This is a genomic window from Acetobacter ascendens (assembly GCF_001766235.1).
GTDB lineage: Bacteria > Pseudomonadota > Alphaproteobacteria > Acetobacterales > Acetobacteraceae > Acetobacter > Acetobacter ascendens.
On sequence record NZ_CP015164.1, the window covers coordinates 1,839,297 to 1,855,741 of the forward strand.

The 16,445-nt window shown below is 52.0% G+C and carries 17 protein-coding genes; 10 read left to right on the forward strand and 7 right to left on the reverse strand.

Annotated features, from left to right (window positions below; genetic code table 11):
* Window positions 1-13: 13 nt before the first annotated feature.
* Complete coding sequence (locus A4S02_RS08800) at window positions 14-1,234, reverse strand: deoxyguanosinetriphosphate triphosphohydrolase (RefSeq protein WP_082246801.1); 1,221 nt, start codon at window positions 1,232-1,234, stop codon at window positions 14-16.
* 123 nt (window positions 1,235-1,357) lie between these two features.
* Between A4S02_RS08800 and A4S02_RS08805 the strand changes: the two genes are divergently transcribed.
* Window positions 1,358-1,726, forward strand: a complete 369-nt coding sequence (locus A4S02_RS08805) for a HesB/IscA family protein (RefSeq protein WP_019087829.1) — start codon at window positions 1,358-1,360, stop codon at window positions 1,724-1,726.
* Window positions 1,723-2,508 (forward strand): exodeoxyribonuclease III, encoded by a 786-nt coding sequence (locus A4S02_RS08810; RefSeq protein WP_019087830.1) that lies wholly within the window; start codon window positions 1,723-1,725, stop codon window positions 2,506-2,508. The genes A4S02_RS08805 and A4S02_RS08810 overlap by 4 nt, the downstream gene beginning before the upstream one ends.
* Window positions 2,509-2,568: 60 nt before the next feature.
* On the opposite strand, the gene A4S02_RS08815 is transcribed toward A4S02_RS08810, so the two are convergent.
* From A4S02_RS08815 to A4S02_RS08830, 4 genes are all read right to left on the reverse strand, one after another.
* On the reverse strand, window positions 2,569-3,387 hold the full coding sequence (locus tag A4S02_RS08815; RefSeq protein ID WP_070323539.1) for an alpha/beta fold hydrolase: 819 nt from the start codon (window positions 3,385-3,387) through the stop codon (window positions 2,569-2,571).
* A 124-nt stretch (window positions 3,388-3,511) separates the two neighbouring features.
* On the reverse strand, window positions 3,512-4,552 hold the full coding sequence (locus A4S02_RS08820) for a glycosyltransferase (protein ID WP_228142335.1): 1,041 nt from the start codon (window positions 4,550-4,552) through the stop codon (window positions 3,512-3,514).
* A gap of 121 nt (window positions 4,553-4,673) precedes the next feature.
* Complete coding sequence (locus A4S02_RS08825; protein WP_070323541.1) at window positions 4,674-5,711, reverse strand: ELM1/GtrOC1 family putative glycosyltransferase; 1,038 nt, start codon at window positions 5,709-5,711, stop codon at window positions 4,674-4,676.
* Window positions 5,704-7,029, reverse strand: coding sequence for a lipopolysaccharide biosynthesis protein (locus A4S02_RS08830; protein ID WP_070323542.1), 1,326 nt, complete (start codon window positions 7,027-7,029; stop codon window positions 5,704-5,706). Before A4S02_RS08830 ends, A4S02_RS08825 begins: the two co-directional genes overlap by 8 nt.
* A gap of 343 nt (window positions 7,030-7,372) precedes the next feature.
* Between A4S02_RS08830 and pqqA the strand changes: the two genes are divergently transcribed.
* The 5 genes from pqqA to pqqE all read left to right on the forward strand — a co-directional run bounded on the left by pqqA (window position 7,373) and on the right by pqqE (window position 10,577).
* Window positions 7,373-7,453 (forward strand): pyrroloquinoline quinone precursor peptide PqqA, encoded by an 81-nt coding sequence (gene pqqA / locus A4S02_RS15145; protein ID WP_014457297.1) that lies wholly within the window; start codon window positions 7,373-7,375, stop codon window positions 7,451-7,453.
* 88 nt (window positions 7,454-7,541) lie between these two features.
* On the forward strand, window positions 7,542-8,453 hold the full coding sequence (gene pqqB, locus A4S02_RS08835; RefSeq protein ID WP_070323543.1) for a pyrroloquinoline quinone biosynthesis protein PqqB: 912 nt from the start codon (window positions 7,542-7,544) through the stop codon (window positions 8,451-8,453).
* Entirely contained in the window at window positions 8,450-9,190 is a 741-nt protein-coding gene (gene pqqC, locus A4S02_RS08840; protein WP_070323544.1) for a pyrroloquinoline-quinone synthase PqqC, read from the forward strand. The genes pqqB and pqqC overlap by 4 nt, the downstream gene beginning before the upstream one ends.
* A gap of 20 nt (window positions 9,191-9,210) precedes the next feature.
* Window positions 9,211-9,486, forward strand: a complete 276-nt coding sequence (gene pqqD, locus A4S02_RS08845; protein ID WP_026019183.1) for a pyrroloquinoline quinone biosynthesis peptide chaperone PqqD — start codon at window positions 9,211-9,213, stop codon at window positions 9,484-9,486.
* Window positions 9,483-10,577 carry a pyrroloquinoline quinone biosynthesis protein PqqE gene (gene pqqE, locus A4S02_RS08850; RefSeq protein WP_070323545.1) on the forward strand — a complete coding sequence of 365 codons (1,095 nt, stop codon included), beginning with the start codon at window positions 9,483-9,485 and terminating at the stop codon, window positions 10,575-10,577. Before pqqD ends, pqqE begins: the two co-directional genes overlap by 4 nt.
* A gap of 69 nt (window positions 10,578-10,646) precedes the next feature.
* On the opposite strand, the gene A4S02_RS08855 is transcribed toward pqqE, so the two are convergent.
* Complete coding sequence (locus A4S02_RS08855; RefSeq protein ID WP_070323546.1) at window positions 10,647-11,660, reverse strand: hypothetical protein; 1,014 nt, start codon at window positions 11,658-11,660, stop codon at window positions 10,647-10,649.
* Window positions 11,661-11,798: 138 nt separating this feature from the next.
* Entirely contained in the window at window positions 11,799-12,479 is a 681-nt protein-coding gene (locus A4S02_RS08860; protein WP_019087840.1) for an ATP-dependent Clp protease proteolytic subunit, read from the reverse strand.
* 46 nt (window positions 12,480-12,525) lie between these two features.
* Here A4S02_RS08860 and A4S02_RS08865 point away from each other — a divergent pair, with 46 nt between their 5' ends.
* From A4S02_RS08865 to A4S02_RS08875, 3 genes are all read left to right on the forward strand, one after another.
* Complete coding sequence (locus A4S02_RS08865; protein WP_070323547.1) at window positions 12,526-13,698, forward strand: OmpA family protein; 1,173 nt, start codon at window positions 12,526-12,528, stop codon at window positions 13,696-13,698.
* Window positions 13,699-13,835: 137 nt separating this feature from the next.
* Window positions 13,836-15,068 (forward strand): LL-diaminopimelate aminotransferase, encoded by a 1,233-nt coding sequence (locus A4S02_RS08870; RefSeq protein WP_019087842.1) that lies wholly within the window; start codon window positions 13,836-13,838, stop codon window positions 15,066-15,068.
* Window positions 15,065-16,378: a homoserine dehydrogenase gene (locus tag A4S02_RS08875; protein ID WP_019087843.1), complete on the forward strand. Its 1,314-nt coding sequence runs from the start codon at window positions 15,065-15,067 to the stop codon at window positions 16,376-16,378. Before A4S02_RS08870 ends, A4S02_RS08875 begins: the two co-directional genes overlap by 4 nt.
* The last annotated feature ends 67 nt before the right edge of the window (window positions 16,379-16,445 follow it).

A 16,445-nucleotide genomic window follows, 5' to 3' on the forward strand; every position in this document is an offset into this window, starting at 1 on the left:
GGAAGCGCGTTTATCAGCCTGCAACAGACAGGTCCGTCAACCGTCTATGTTCTTCCATCGCATAGCGATCTGTCATGGAAGCTACATAATCCGCCACCACACGCCGTAACCCTGTGGCATCTTTTCCCTCTGCCTCCCGCTGCCATTCAGCCGGCAACAGAGATGGCGACTCCGTAAGCGTATCAAAAAGCTCCGCTGTAACGTGCCGGGCTTTATGCGTCATACGGTTCACACGCCAATGCCGATACAAATGAGCAAACAGAAACTTACGGATACCTTTATTGGCCTGAGCCATGGGTTCGTGAAACGCCACGACTGGGCCGGAAGCAGCACGTATATCCTCCACATGCCGAGGCGCCAGCCCCTGCAAGCGTTCACGCGTGCAGATCAGCACATCCGTAACCAGTTTATGAATAACCCGGCGCACCATTTCATGGCGAATACGTTGTAAGGTCCGCTTATCCTGAGAAGGCAGGTCAGCCGCAGCCTTCCGCACTTCAAACAGTTCTTCCCCCACCACTGGCACATCCACCAGATCATCCAGCGAGAGCAGGCCCGATTTCACGCCATCATCTAGATCATGCCCGTGATAGGCAATGTCATCTGCCAGCGCCGCAACCTGCGCCTCGGCTGAGGCATATGTGGAAAGTTCCAGCGGGAACAGCGCATCCAATTCCAGCAATCGCGCAGGCGCACGTTTAACTGGGCCATTATGTTTGGCCAGCCCTTCTAACGTCTCCCACGTCAGGTTCAATCCATCAAACGCCAGATATCGGCGTTCCTTCAACATCACCTGCCGGAGGGCCTGCGTGTTATGGTCAAACCCGCCCCATTCCTGCATATGAGCAGACAGTGCATCTTCTCCTGCATGCCCAAAGGGTGTGTGCCCTAAGTCATGCGCCAAAGCGACGGCTTCTGTCAGATCTTCATCCAGCTTTAGAAATCGAGCCATGGAGCGAGCCACCTGCGCCACTTCCAAAGAATGCGTCAGGCGCGTACGAAAGAAATCTCCCTCATGGTTCACAAACACCTGAGTTTTATATTGCAGGCGGCGAAAGCCCGAAGAATGAATAACCCTATCCCGATCACGCTGCCACGGTGAACGTGTAAGAGATTCTGGCTCATCATACAGGCGGCGCGCTCGGCCTTCTCCCGGTTGAACGGCATAGGGCATCAGATCCCTGCATTCTGTCGTGTCTGGCACCCCTGCGGTTTCCTTTGCTGCACGGTCCACCAGCCTATTGCCGGCATCTAATCCGAATGAAACTTATAGGAGTTTAGAATATTCCGCCAAAGTTGACTATTCTTGGCATCTTGCCCCTTCAAACCAGAGGGCGCGCAAGCTATTTAAGAGAGTATGACACAGCCAACACCCTTTTCCGTTTCGGAATCTGCAGCAAACCGCATTGCCAGCGTGATTGCCAAAAAGCAGGTCACTGCCGCCCCAGAAAATCCTGCACCGGTTGCCATGCGCGTATCTGTAGAAGCCGGGGGATGTAACGGCTTTCAGTATCTTTTTACACTCATCCCTGCGGCTGATATTGCAGCGGATGATACGCGCATAGAAAGAAACGGCGCACTGGTTGTGGTTGATCCTGCCAGCATGGATTTGCTGGCAGGCGCAGAGCTTGATTTTGCAGACAAGCTGATGGGCGCACATTTTGCAGTGAACAACCCTAATGCTGCGTCTTCCTGCGGCTGTGGCACAAGCTTTTCTGTGGCATGAAACTCGCAACTTGGAACGTAAACTCCGTCCGGCAACGCCTGGATCTGGTTTTGGATTGGCTAAAGCGCGAACAACCAGACGTGCTGATGATGCAGGAAATCAAGTGCGAGACGGACCTGTTCCCTAAATCTGCGTTTGAGGATGCTGGCTATGGTTGCGCCGTAGTAGGGCAGAAATCCTACAACGGGGTTGCCACCCTTGTGCGCGGAGATTTTAGCGTAACGACTGATCATCTCCCCAGTTTTTCAGACCCAGCAGCGCGGTATGTAGAAATACGCACCCAAGGTGTTGTGTTAGGTAATCTGTATCTGCCCAATGGCAATTCGGGCGGAGAACAGGGCTATGCCACCAAGCTTGAATTCTTAAACGCCCTTACAGCCCGCGCGCGCTTGTTGCTGGCAGAAGAAACAGATTTTGTATTGGCGGGTGACTATAATATCTGCCCTGCCCCCATAGATTGCGCCCCCGGAGCCCTTGGCCCAGAAGATGCGCTTGTACGCCCACAAAGCCGGGCCGCGTATCGGCGCCTGTTATGGTTGGGGCTGACGGATGCTTTACGGGCAGTGCACCCAACAGGCGCAGCTTACACATTCTGGGATTATCAGGCCCGCGCGTGGGAGAGAGATTGTGGGCTGCGGATTGACCACATGCTGCTTTCGCCTCGCCTTGCAGAACGGCTGCAAACCGCTGAGTCAGATAGAAATGAACGCGCTATGCCGCGCCCATCTGACCATGTGCCATTTATTGTGACGTTAAAAGACCCAGCCAAACCAAACGTTTAAAACGTAAAAACCCCGGCGTAATTCTACATTGCGCCGGGGTTAAGTTACGTGCCTAAAATATCAAACTCTTGCGTCTTGAACCGAGAGAAAATCCTTTAAAGCCGCGTTAAACAGCTCTGGTGCCTGCAAAAAGGCGAAGTGGCTTGTATCTGGCAAGAGCATCAAAGAGGCATCAGGAATATGCGCGGCAAGATAATCCAGATGTGAGCGGTTGATCATCTCATCCCTGTCTCCATCCACAATCCATGCCGGGCAGCGGATAGCAGCCATCTGATCTTCCGTGAACAGTGCATCGTGCTGCCACTGCCAAAGGCCCCAAACATCTTTATAGAATGTCCCGAACTGGTCAGGCGTAGGAGAAAGCCGCTTATAATCCTGCTCAGCACGTTTCACAAATGCATCCACCACTGGGTTATCACCACATTGCATGTTCAAGCCAGCCAATGACATATGTGGGCCATATGCAAAAATACGTGCAATTTTATCCGGATACGTTGCCGCCAGAATAATACTCTGCACGCCACCATCGCTCCAGCCGATAATACTGGCTTTAGGGATTTCCAGATGTTCCATGAGCCGTGCAATGTCATGCGCCATCTGTTTGTAGCTCATGGGTTTATCGCCAAGCGTGCTACGCCCATGCCCCCTGCTATCAACAATAATCACACGGTGCGTTGGGGCCAGAAATGCCGCCTGCAAACCCCAGTAATCTGAGTTTGCCATACCACCATGCAGCATGATGACGGTATCTGCCCCCGCGCCACCTACTGCATAATATAACGAACACCCATTGATCTGAGCATGCTGCCCCTTGAAATTTGCCAAGGGTGCGGGCGTTGTCGGCAATGTTTGCCAACGTAAGTGTTTGCGATCAGACATGCCTCTTCTCCTTAAATCACAATGCAACGGGATATTTTCTGCCCGTTCATTTCTTCAATTTAGGAGCTTATTTTGTTATAACAACACCAGGGCAACCCATCATACCAGTTATACAGAATTTCTTTCAAACCATTGGAGGGGGTGTTTGAAAATCTGCGGCTTTGCCTGCTTTTACGGCCTGCACAATCAACTTCCATCTTCTATACACTAAGTGTGGATGCTGGAAATGATAGTAGATACTCTGCTTGTTTTTAAAAATAATCTTCGACAAAAAATATAAAATAATATTCGCATCATAAATATACTTATTTTTTACAAACTTTCTTTCAATATAAACACGATTCCGAATGGAAAAATAAGTTCGGGAAAAGTTTTCTTCTTCACGCAGCCAATGCTGTAATGCGGAATCATTGACCTGCCATGATAGTTCCAGATCTTTCAGGACACTATTCTGGCACGCCCAAATTTGCCCTCCGGTTTCTGTAATCCGCAGAGTAAAGTCATAATCATCAAAATAAAGAAAAAGACGCATATCCGGCAGGCCTATTTTTTGAATCCAGCTTTTATGAAACCAGAAACCACCATAAGCCGACATCTGCATTTGCAAACATTTTAGCCCATCCTTCTGCCAAACCTTTGCTTTTTGCTTCCGCAGCAACGTTTGCATGGAAAAGCCAAAAAATGAGTTTTTTGTAATGCCGTGATACTTACAGGTTTTAAAAAGTTTCTTATATGTTGTTTTATCTTCTCTAAAACTGCTTAGGCATATTTGCGCATTTGCGCCCATACCTGTCCATGCTTTGGAAAGGGCATTCAGGGAATCTGGCTCAGGCCTGTTATCATCATCCAGCACCCAGATATGCTGTGTATTTTCACGCGCCGCCGCCGCTTGAATAGCAGCATGAAAACCACCGGCAGAACCAGTGTTGGTTGGCAAACGCACAATGGTGAGACGATCTGTCCCGAATATTTCTGGCAATCTGGCAATTTCTGCCGCCACACTTTTTTCCGTGCCGTTATCTACAACAACGGCAGACCCAGCACCTGCACCAAAAACACCTTCTAAAACCTGCTTTAGAAATGGAACTCGGTTACCATACGTCACAATGGCCGCGCATGTTCCTTGCAGAACTGTCTGCTTATTCCGTTCAAGAGTATCGTGCATGCACCTGTCTGCCCGTTGTGAAATGCCGTTATAAGTCGTCAGCCGAAACAGACTTCCTAAAGGCAGAAACCATAAACGTGGCAAACATTGCCACACTATCCAGCATATCTAATGCTGATGCTTATCTGGCAATAAACAAAGGCAGTTTCATGATACTCTCATAACATTTTTGCATATCATCATCCCGCCGGGGTGCATCTGGCTGCCATCTCAACATTTGTGCAGAAACCTGCGGTGTTACCAAATGGATATAATTCTGCTTGGCCAAAGTGGAATGCCACTTATCAAAGCATGTTCCACTTCCCAGCCAACCACGGCGTACGAACCCGTTGCGGATATTTTGCAGCCCCCACCGATCTACACTGGCTTGCAAGCGTGTCATGAAGCTGTGCTTAGGCCGTAATGGAAACAACCATACAGGCACACCTGTGCGGCACGCATCTGCCAACATGGATGCACTGTCTCCGGTTACAACAAACCTGCCAGCTTCCCGCAAAAACTTCTGAAACGGGTTAACACCTTTCCGGAACGTGTAAATCTGCATTGGAATGGTTTTGCTGATATCTTCCAACCACCCTTCAGCCTCAACAGGGGTTCTTGGGCTTGTAAACACATGCAAAGGTTCATGATGCGCTTGTGCCAGTTCATGGCTGAAACGTAGCAGTTTATATGTGTCCTGCTTACTCAGAAAAAACTGCCGCGATGGCGCGCCATATAAAACAATGGTACCACCATGCCGCGTAGATGGGTCTATTTGCGGGATAAACGTCTGGCTTTTATTTGCACCATTTAAGGGAAACCTTAAGCGTACTACATTGGATGCTGCTGGATAATCATCTTGCGGCAGAATAATTATCAGATCCAAATCGGCTGCGGGCACATGGCTTGGCCGCCCCAATTGCACAATAGCTGGCATGCTTTTACAATGTGCACGCAATGCCAATGCAGCCTGCACTGCATTCCCAAAAGACAAAATCAGCCGAAGGTTTTGAGTATTTGGAATCTGCTCCGGCAATCTGAAATTTGCCTCAAGCGGAATAATTTGGCACGGCAACCCAAGCATACCTGCCAAGGCCCTACACTGTGCCATTTCACCGGCGCGGTGGGTATCCAGTATCCATACCTCAGATGTATCAGAAACCGGAGCTACCTCAGCCATTGCCTCTTCCAAAATCCTGCTTTCGGCTCATCAACAGGTAAGGCACAAGGCGCGTCAGGAAGATCACCAACTCGCCTATCAATGTTGCCAGACCTGCCCCAGTCATCCCCAATCCTGAAGTTAGAAAATACAGCAAGGGCAGTGTTACGCACATTGTAAACAACCGCCCCAGCAAAATCTGATGAGCGCGGTTGAGAGAAACCAGCAAAGGCTCTAGCGGCACATCCCATAAATCCAGAATGGCAGTTAATATCATCAACAGCAAAAGCGTGCGGGTGCCAGACCACGGCACAGTCAGCAGCACGTGCAATAACCAAGGCCCCAGCACAAAAACAATAGCCAGCACCGCTGCCGAAAATACGCCTAGCACTTGCAAGATACGGTGCGTGACCTGCCGAATGGATGCCCAGTCTCGCTTATCTTTCAAAGCCACCAGTTCTGGATACAAGGCTGGAGTCATCATCTGGGCTGGGCGAGCCAGACCATCAGAAATTTGCCATGTCACGTTATAAATGGCGGCACTCTGCGGCCCAAGAACGGCACCTACAATCATCACCGTCAGACGGGAAGAAAGCCGTGCAAGCGCCTGATTGATGCTGACAGAAAAAATAAAGCGCCAGATACCTTTGATAGGGCTTACCCAAGGCACGCCAAATATACGGAAGTTCTGCAAACTATCGGAGCGTAAAAGCAGATACGCGCCCATTCCGTAATTGATAAAGAATGATGCCGCCGTTGAGATATACCAGATCACCAAAAAGCTGGTGAAAGACCAATGCCAAAACAGCCCGGCAAGGCTACCTACCAAACGGATCAGCCCACTTCCGCTATCTGCCAGCACTGAAAGTTCATACCGATCCAGCAGCCGCATAACGCCCATGGCGCCGCCTGTGTTCATGAACAAAATAACAGTCATGTACCAAAACGGCGTGGCAGAAGAGGCATCTCCCCAGCCCAAAAGATTTCCGAACCATTCACACAGCAACAAGGCAACGCCCATACCTGCCACCGCACCTACGCCATCTAACAACATGCAATGGCGTAAGAGCATCTGAAACGGATGCCTGTCTCCATTACGGTACAAACTGCTGCCGTATTGCAGCAATGGTTGCCAAGATTGAAACCGCAACCCAGCCGAACAGGAAAGAACAAAGGAATTGATAAGCAGTAGAACACCGTAATCCTGCAAGCCCAATGCGCGTGCGGAAACAGCCGTGGTTATAAGTGACAAAACAGCGCAAAACCCGCGCCCCCCCAGAATATACCCGGTATTGCGAAAGACACGGACAAACAGCGCCTTAACCTGACTACTCATCATGCGTGCGTCTTACCCCAACCGCGTATCTGGTCATTCATCTGTTTCCTCCCCGGCATAGTTACCCCGCTGGGCTAAGGCCTTGCCTGTGTGGGCTGCTTTAGAAGACTCCGTCAGCCAAGACAAATCTTGCACACATTTTGTGCGGTTGCGGTGTACAGCCCCTCTTTTATTCACAGTTGCGTGAAAATAGGCCCCCTACCCGCCTGTTTGGAGGGTAAAATACTTGCGTGATAGACATTTTTCATCACACTGCAAGGCGCAAAAGCGGCTTTTTCCTGCGGATCTTTATCTCAAGAACCTGTAGGAATCTGCGCTGTTTCAACTCAATCAAGGAGACAGGCTCATGGCTTGGACTGCACCAAAAGTTACCGAAATCCCGTTGGGCGCTGAAATCAACAGCTACGTTTGCGGCCAGAAGAAATAAGTCAGGGTTATACCCAGCTTAGCCGCCAGCCATTACCGGTTTTAACGCCGGTTTTGCACTGGCGGCTTTTTTATTTAGATGTGTTGTTATGCTTGAGATTGTTGTTCTTGGTGCAGGTGCAGGTGGTGGTTTTCCGCAATGGAATTCTAACGCCCCCGCTTGCCGCCGTGCCCGTGCGGGAGACCCCGCAGCCCTTTCCCGCACTCAGGCATCCATTGCCGTAAGCGGAGATGGCCAGCACTGGTATGTGCTCAATGCCTCGCCCGATCTGCGCACCCAGATCAACCAGACACCGGATATGTTCCCGCGTGAGGGGCTACGCTCCACCCCTATTTCTGGCGTTGTTCTCACAAGTGGAGAAATAGATGCCATTACAGGCCTGTTAACTTTGCGGGAACGGCAGCATTTCAACCTCTATGCCACACAGCCTGTTCTGGATCAGCTCAACGCAAACCCTATTTTCAATGCCTTGGATCGCACACTTGTTCCGCGCCATGTCATGCAGCCAGAACACCCTATTGCCTTGATGCCTGCTGGGTTTAGCATCACGCCATTTATTGTGCCGGGTAAAGTGCCCCTTTACGCAGAAAAGGCTGAAAACCCTGCTGAAATCATGAGCAATGGGGAAAACATTGGGCTGGAAATAACGGATGGTCACGCCCGCGCCCTGTTTATTCCCGGCTGCGCGATGATGACGGATGCCCTACGCAATCGCATAAACGGTGCAGATGTTGTGTTCTTTGATGGCACATTGTGGACGGATGATGAAATGATCCACGCCGGCCTGGGCAGCAAAACCGGCCACCGCATGGGCCATATGTCCATTGCAGATGCGCCAGATGGTACCATTGCTGCCTTCCGCCCCCTGCATGTGAAACGTAAAATTCTCATCCACATCAACAATTCCAATCCTATTCTGCTGGCCGATTCTCCAGAACGCCGTGCCGTAGAACAAGCTGGATGGGATGTTGCATTTGATGGAATGAAAGTCTCGCTATGACCAACCAACCGCTCACACCAGATGAACTAGAAAAAGCCCTGCGTGCCATAGGCGCAGAACGCTACCATAATCTGCACCCTTTCCATCGTGCATTGCATGACGGCAAGCTGAATAAAGGGCAGGTTCAGGCATGGGCGCTGAACAGATATTATTACCAGGCCAGCATCCCCGCTAAAGATGCCTCTCTCCTTGCGCGCCTTCCCACTGCCGAACTGCGGCGTGAATGGCGGCGACGACTGGAAGACCATGATGGCACAGAACCGGGTTCTGGTGGCGTAGCCCGCTGGTTGAAGCTAACAAATGGGCTTGGGCTGGACCGTGCCTATGTAGAATCGCTTGAAGGGTTGCTACCCGGCACGCGCTTTGCGGTAGAGGCCTATGTGCATTTTGTGCGTGAACGTTCTGTGCTGGAAGCTATTGCATCTTCCCTGACAGAACTGTTCTCCCCCACCATTATCAGCGAACGCGTTTCGGGCATGTTGCAGAACTATGCCTTTATTACTGAAGAAACACTGGCTTACTTTAAGCCGCGCCTCACACAGGCACCGCAGGATTCTGCTTTTGCGCTTGCTTACGTAAAGGAGCACGCTCGCACAGTAGAACAGCAGCAGAGTGTATTAAACGCACTGAAATTTAAGTGTGGCGTGCTGTGGTCCATGCTGGATGCATTAGATTATGCTTATGTCACACCCGCTCGTATTCCACCGGGCGCTTTCCGCCCAGAAACTGCAGCATGAGCCTAATATCTGATACTTCAATGGTTTCTAAAAACAGCATCCTCCGCTTTGCGCGGGGTACACGCCTGCAATATGACCGCGTGCGAGAAGTATGGTTCATTCAAGCACCTGAACGGGCCTTTCATGCAGACCCTATCGCGGTTGAAGTGCTGCAACTTATAGATGGCACCCGCAATGTGGAGCATATATTGGATCTGCTCTGCCAAAAATTTTCTGCCCCGCGGGACGTTATCGCACGAGATGTACTGGATCTTTTACAGGATCTGGCCACCAAGCAGGTTTTGCTAGCAGTATGAGTGCTCCTCCACCGCCCATGAGTTTGCTTGCAGAGCTAACGCACCGGTGCCCTCTGCAATGTCCTTACTGTTCCAACCCCTTGCAACTAGAGCCACGCACGCAGGAGCTTAGCACTCAAGACTGGAAACGTGTGCTGAGTGAAGCTGCTGAAATGGGCGTGTTGCAGGTTCACTTTTCTGGTGGTGAGCCTATGGCACGGCCAGATCTGCCCGAACTTGTGGCCCATGCAGCCAAAGCAGGATTATACAGCAATCTGATCACCTCCGGCGTGCTGCTTCACGCCAAAAACCTGCAAGAGCTGGCTAATTCTGGGTTAGACCACATTCAGCTTTCCTTTCAGGATTCCGAAGCTGAGAGCGCAGACCATATTGCCCATATGAAGGGTGCCCACGCTAAAAAGCTTGAAGCAGCACAGCTTATTAAAGCCGAAGGCCTGCCTCTCACACTTAACTTTGTAATCCATCGGCAAAACTGTGAGCGTGTGCCTACCATGCTGGCCTTGGCTGAACAGCTTGGGGCCAGACGCGTAGAAATTGCGCATACGCAGTATTATGGCTGGGGGCTGCTCAACCGTAATGCGTTATTACCCAGTCGTGCTCAGGTGGAAGATACAGAAAAGGTGGTTGCAGAAGCGCGCGTGCGCCTTGCTGGCCGCATGAGCATAGATTTTGTAACACCAGATTATTACGCAGATAGGCCCAAACCCTGCATGGGTGGATGGGGCCAACGTTTTCTAAACGTTTCCCCCGCAGGCAATGTGCTGCCATGCCACGCAGCAGAGAGTATTCCGGGCATTCAGATGCCTTCTGTTGCAGAAGGATCTCTCGCTAACATTTGGGAAAATGCGCCTTTGTTCCGCCTGTTCCGTGGCACAGATTGGATGCCTGAACCATGCCAATCTTGTGCATTCAAGGAAGACGATTGGGGCGGATGCCGCTGCCAAGCTTTGGCACTAGCGGGAGATGCTACAGCGACTGACCCTGTATGCCACCGTGCACCGGATCATGATCTTATTGCCCAAGCCATAACAGAGCGTCCAGAAACGCCGCCGCCTTTTCATTATAGGCGATATGGCAACGACAAAGTTTAAGGCAGATAAAAAATCACCCAGCCAATCCGAACAAAATAATCGGTCTGGCTGGGATAATCTTAAAACAAATTAAGCTGCTGTTTTACGGTTTGCCTTGAAGACACCGCTTGCGAATTCCCAGCACCTTCCGACATCACGAATAACGCGTGCAATGGCAGGCGTGGTTGTGGGGCGAAGCAGGCGCGGATCATAGCCGGAAAAACGCCGGTCATCCTCATCCAGACAAAGCTGCATGAAATCAGGCAAATTGATCTGAATATTGGTAACTTCCTTGGTGCCAGTTACCGTAAAGTTGTTGTCCTGCGTATGTACCTGGCCTTCATCATCCACCGTACGCACAAGAGACAAGCGCTCGTAACCAAGGAAAGCCCAAACAGCCAGAACCTTCAGTTCAAAGTAAGGCCGCCGCCACCAAGGCATAACAGCTCGGTTCCATGCCAGCCAGTTGGCAAACAGAAGGATATGGCGGCATTCCTCCTGCATAATGGGCTCAAACGTATCTGTTAGTTCAGGCGGAAAATAGCCGGAACGCTTGGCCAGCTCAAACATGCCAAAAGCAAAAAAACTATCTGCACATTCAGAAAAGCCTGTCACCAGATAAGCCCATTCAACGTCCTTAGGCTCAACGTAAGGTGGTTCCGGCGCCATGGGAATATCATAGGCTGCCACCATTTTGGACAGCACTTCCTTATGCCGGTTTTCCTCCCACGCATTGCGGGAGATGGCATCCTTCATATCCGGGTCTGTAACCAGATTGGCATAAGCAGCCATACGCAGGCGGGCCTTGCCTTCTGTCTGTACGGCAATATCCCAGATCGGCAGGGAGGTCACGCGCTTGAGCGTTTCCGGGTCCAACTTAGGCCACTTAATAACGGATGGCCTGTAAGGATTAAACGTCTCGCGGAACATGGCCGCCAAGGCCTGTTTATGTGCCTCAGACCCCGGCTTAAGCGGCCCTTTTACGGGGCTTACCCAATGGCGGGCCCGATAATCAGCCTCTTCCACTGCTGCCTCATTGGGCGGCGGGGGCAGATCATCCATGCTTTCAGGCAGATGAGAATAGATATCGCTCAGAGAACCCATGTGAGGAACCTGTTTTCTAGGGATCTCGCCTGATACGACACCCAACCGTTTGGGCAGACATTCTGGCAGATCCAGTAACGCAAACGCGCCTGCCTCGCCCAATCCAGAGATGGAAATGCGAAGCAGGCGCGATGTGTATTAGTGCAGATCAGATAGCTTTGAAATGATCTTGGTCACTAAGCCGTAATCAATCGCTTCCTTGGCGGACATCCAGTAGTTACGATCCGTATCTTTTGCGACTTTTTCATAGCTGTGGCCGGTTTCCTTGGCGAAAATCCGGTTCAACCGTTCACGCATCTTGATAATTTCACGTGCTTCAATGTCGATATCCGTTGCCGGGCCACGCACACCACCCATCGGCTGATGCAGCAAAAAGCGCGTATTTGGCAGGCAGAATCGGCGATCTTTATGGCCAGCAGCAAAAATCAGCGCCCCAGCAGACGCCACCCAGCCTGTACCAATCATGTTGATTGGTGCAATCGAATCGACAAAGCGGATCATGTCATGGATCGTGTCACCACTTTCCACATGCCCACCGGGAGAGTTGACGTAGACATCAATCGGCTGGTCAGATTCACCTGCCAGCGCCAAAAGGCGGCCCGTTACATCACGGGCGATTTTGTCATCAATCCCGCCAAAAATCAGCACTTTCCGCTGCTTGAACAACTTGTGTTCCAGTTCGCCATGCGGGGCGCCGGCTGTTTTTTCTTCTGCCTTCTCCGGGGTTGCCGGAGTTTCCGGTTCGTCATCCATCTTGATGGCGTTACGGGGGAAAATGCCCGTCATTGCTTTCTCCGCATGTTCTGTATCTGTGTACATTTCCTTATCCTGCGCTGCCTAAGCCTGCCTGCCAAGGGGCAATCATGTGCTGTCTCGCCAGCCGGGACGGAAAAGGGTAAGGTGCGCTCCGTCTTACTGTCTGGTTTCCATTAGTCGGAGTATCCGCGCTGCCATGCCGCAACCCTGCTTAGAACACAAGCGGACACTCCGCAGCGCCATAGGTCTAAAACCTGCTGTACGGCTTGGAATGCTCATGGCCTCTGGTGCGCTTCTTCTCGGCGGGTGCAGCCCCCATAAAGATGCGGTTGATGGCACGCTTTCTTGGGTGCAGCACATGCGCGGTGGGGTTATTGCCTCCCAACGGCCACCGCCGCCGGGCATTTATGACCCCTACCCGCACGTTGGCCTTACCCCCACACAAGCGCCGGAAATGCCTTCTCCCCAAGACCGCGCGCTGGTGACTCAAGGACTTATTCGTGAGCGCAATCTGGCTTATCGGACAGTAGCTGCCAATGGCAGTCTTATCCCCGATATTCCGCCCCCGCCTTCTGCTGCGGCGCAACCTCCTGCAAAAAGTGCGGCGCCTGTATCTAGCTCGTCCACCCAGTCAAATGGCGCTGCACAGGATGGTTCTCAACAAGCCAGTTTGCCGGAAGGCGTAAGCGGCGCCATTATGGATGCAGCGGATTCCTCACCAGACCAAAACGCACAAAGCTCTGCTTCCCAAGCCGGCAAAGCGTCTTCCAAAGATAGCCATGCCAATAAGAAGCAGGATAAAACAGCGGAAACCGAGCCAGAAGTTGGTTTGCCAGAAGTGCGCCCAAAAGCCGCACAAACAGAAATACCTGCTTCCGATATCCCGCAAATTCCAGATGGGCCGCCCACAGCACCATCATTTCCGGGTTTTGATGTGCCCTCCGATGCGCACGTGCCGGATACCATCAAGCCAAACTATGATCTGGTTGATGTAAAAGGCACTTCGTTCCACTTTGTGTCGCAGTCAGATGTGCTATCCAGCGGGCAGGAAAATACTCTTAGCAAGCTCAAGGCGGATCACCCTAATGGGCCATTCTTTATCCGTGGGTTCGGTAATGCCCTTTCATTGAGCGCTCAGGATCAGTCCGATGCCGTAAAACTTGGGCTTTTACGAGCACAACGCTTAGCAGCAGCTCTGATAAAGCTTGGTGTGCCTTCCGCCAGCATTCATGTGCGGGGTGATGCCTTTGGCACGGGCGCTAAAGTGGCTGCCAGCCCATAAAACCTCATATAAAAGCGTCATTCCAGCATTTTGGGCAGTGTGAGGAGTTGCCTGTTCTGTTCTGACGATTACTATGCTTCTTCCCACAAACCTGCGGGGGTTCCTTACCCCCTGTTTCTTTAGAGCATCAGAAACCCATGACTGAAGAGTTCCATCGCATCCGCCGCCTGCCGCCTTATGTATTTGCCTCGGTAAACCAGGCCAAGGCAGCAGCCCGCGCGCGGGGCGAGGATATTATTGACCTCGGCATGGGTAATCCTGACACTCCTACCCCGCCACATATTGTCAATAAGCTGCTAGAAACGGTGCAGGACCCACGCACCCACCGTTATTCCGTCAGCCGCGGTATTCCAGGGCTACGCAAGGCGGTTGCGGGATATTATGAACGTCGCTTCCATGTTGGGCTGGACCCGGACAAGGAAGTGATTGTCACACTGGGCTCCAAGGAAGGTCTGGCCAATCTGGCTTCGGCTATTACCAGCCCGGGGGACACCATTTTGGTGCCTAACCCCTCCTACCCCATTCATCAGTTTGGCTTCATTATTGCTGGGGCTTCGATCCGCTCCATTCCGGCAACACCGGATGAAAACATGCTGCGTGCGCTAGAACGGGCTGTGCGCCATTCCGTGCCCAAGCCTACTGCACTGATTGTAAACTTCCCATCCAACCCAACTGCGTATCTGGCTGATCTGGATTTTTACAAGGAACTGGTTGCCTTCTGCCGGAAGGAAGAAATCTGGATCCTGTCTGATTTGGCATATGCTGAAATCTATTTTGGTGATCTCGTGCCCCCTTCCATTCTGGCCGTGCCGGGTGCGAAGGATATTGCCGTAGAATTCACATCTCTTTCTAAAACCTATTCTATGGCTGGATGGCGCGTTGGCTTTGCCGCAGGGAATGAGCGCCTGATTGCAGCACTTACCCGCATTAAATCTTATCTGGACTACGGCGCCTTCACCCCTATTCAGGTGGCTGCTGTAACGGCCCTAAATGGCCCGCAGGATTGTGTGGCTGACTTGCGCGCTCTTTATAAAGACCGGCGCGATGTGCTAATCCGCGGCTTGCATGGAGCTGGGTGGGATGTTCCCTCCCCAGAAGGTTCCATGTTTGCTTGGGCTCCCATTCCTGAGCCGTTCCGTGAAATGGGCAGCGTTGCCTTTTCCAAACTTCTTCTAGAAGAAGCTGGCGTAGCTGTGGCCCCCGGCCTTGGCTTTGGTGAATATGGTGATGACCATGTTCGCATCGGGCTGGTTGAAAACACCCAGCGCCTGCGCCAGGCCCTACGTTCTATTCGTGGGTTCCTGTCCGCACATGGTATCTCGCCGTCTTCTTCTTCCTCTACCAAAAAGCCGGAGCCTGTTGCACCGTGACATCCTGTTCCAATTCTTCTCCTCTTCGTCTTGGTATTGCCGGTCTGGGCACGGTTGGCGCGGGCACTATTCGCCTGCTGCGTATGAATGCAGATCTGCTGAGCGCACGCGCAGGCCGCAAACTGGAAGTGGTGGCCGTAAGCGCCCGAGATCGCACGCGCGACCGTGGTATAGATGTTTCCACCCTGCGTTGGCATGAAAACCCGTTGGATCTGGTTTCAGACCCAGATGTGGATGTTGTTGTAGAGCTGATTGGCGGAAGCGAAGGCCCAGCCCGTGCGCTGGTAGAAAAAGCGCTATCTGCTGGCAAACCTGTTGTAACCGCCAACAAAGCTCTTCTTGCTGTGCATGGCTCTGCCCTTGCCAAGCTTAGCGCAGACAATCACGCACCACTGCTTTTTGAAGCTGCTGTGGCAGGCGGTATTCCTGCCATTAAAACAGTGCGGGAAGGTCTGGCAGCAGACAAACTTCTGCATGTTGGCGGCATTCTGAACGGCACATGCAATTACATCCTAACCGTAATGCGTGAAACGGGTAAGGATTTCGATCTGGTGCTGAAAGATGCGCAAGATCTGGGATATGCAGAAGCCGATCCTTCCACCGATATTGATGGTATTGATGCCGCCCATAAACTGACAATTCTGGCTGGTTTGGCATTTGGCCGCCCTGTGGCGTTCGATTCCGTGCAGGTAGAAGGCATTCGTCAGATTGGCGCCATTGACTTTGCTTTTGCCCGCACCCTGGGGTACCGCATCAAACTTCTGGGCCTTGCCCGCCTAACAGATGCTGGCCTTCAGGCACGTGTTGCGCCATGCCTGCTGCCCCACAATGCACCTATTGCGCAGGTAGACGGCGTGTTTAACGCTGTTGTGGCTGAAGGTGAATTTGTAGGCCGTATCATGCTGGAAGGCCGCGGTGCCGGTGCTGGCCCAACGGCCTGTGCTGTAACGGCTGATCTGGTTGACATTGCCCGTGGCCACACCATTCCGGTATGGGGCGTGCAAGCCAGTGCGGAACCCGCATTGCGCGCTTGCCCGGCTGGCACCGGAGCAGGTGCTTTCTACCTACGCCTGATGGTAGAAGACCGCCCCGGCGTTATTGCAGATATTACAGCAGTCTTGCGGGATTGCGGTGTTTCCTTGCGCAGCATGCTCCAGCATCCTGCAGAAAATGAGACAACACCGTATGTTCCGCTTGTTCTGGTTACGCATCAGACATCGGAAGCCGCCATGCAGGATGCCATCACCAAAATAGATGCCCTGAGCGTGGTGACGGACAGCCCTGTGATGATTCGGATCGAAACAGCCTGATTCTAGCCACCTTTTCCGGTATCATAGACTTTGCCACCTTTTCCGGTATCATAGACTTTTAAGCAAG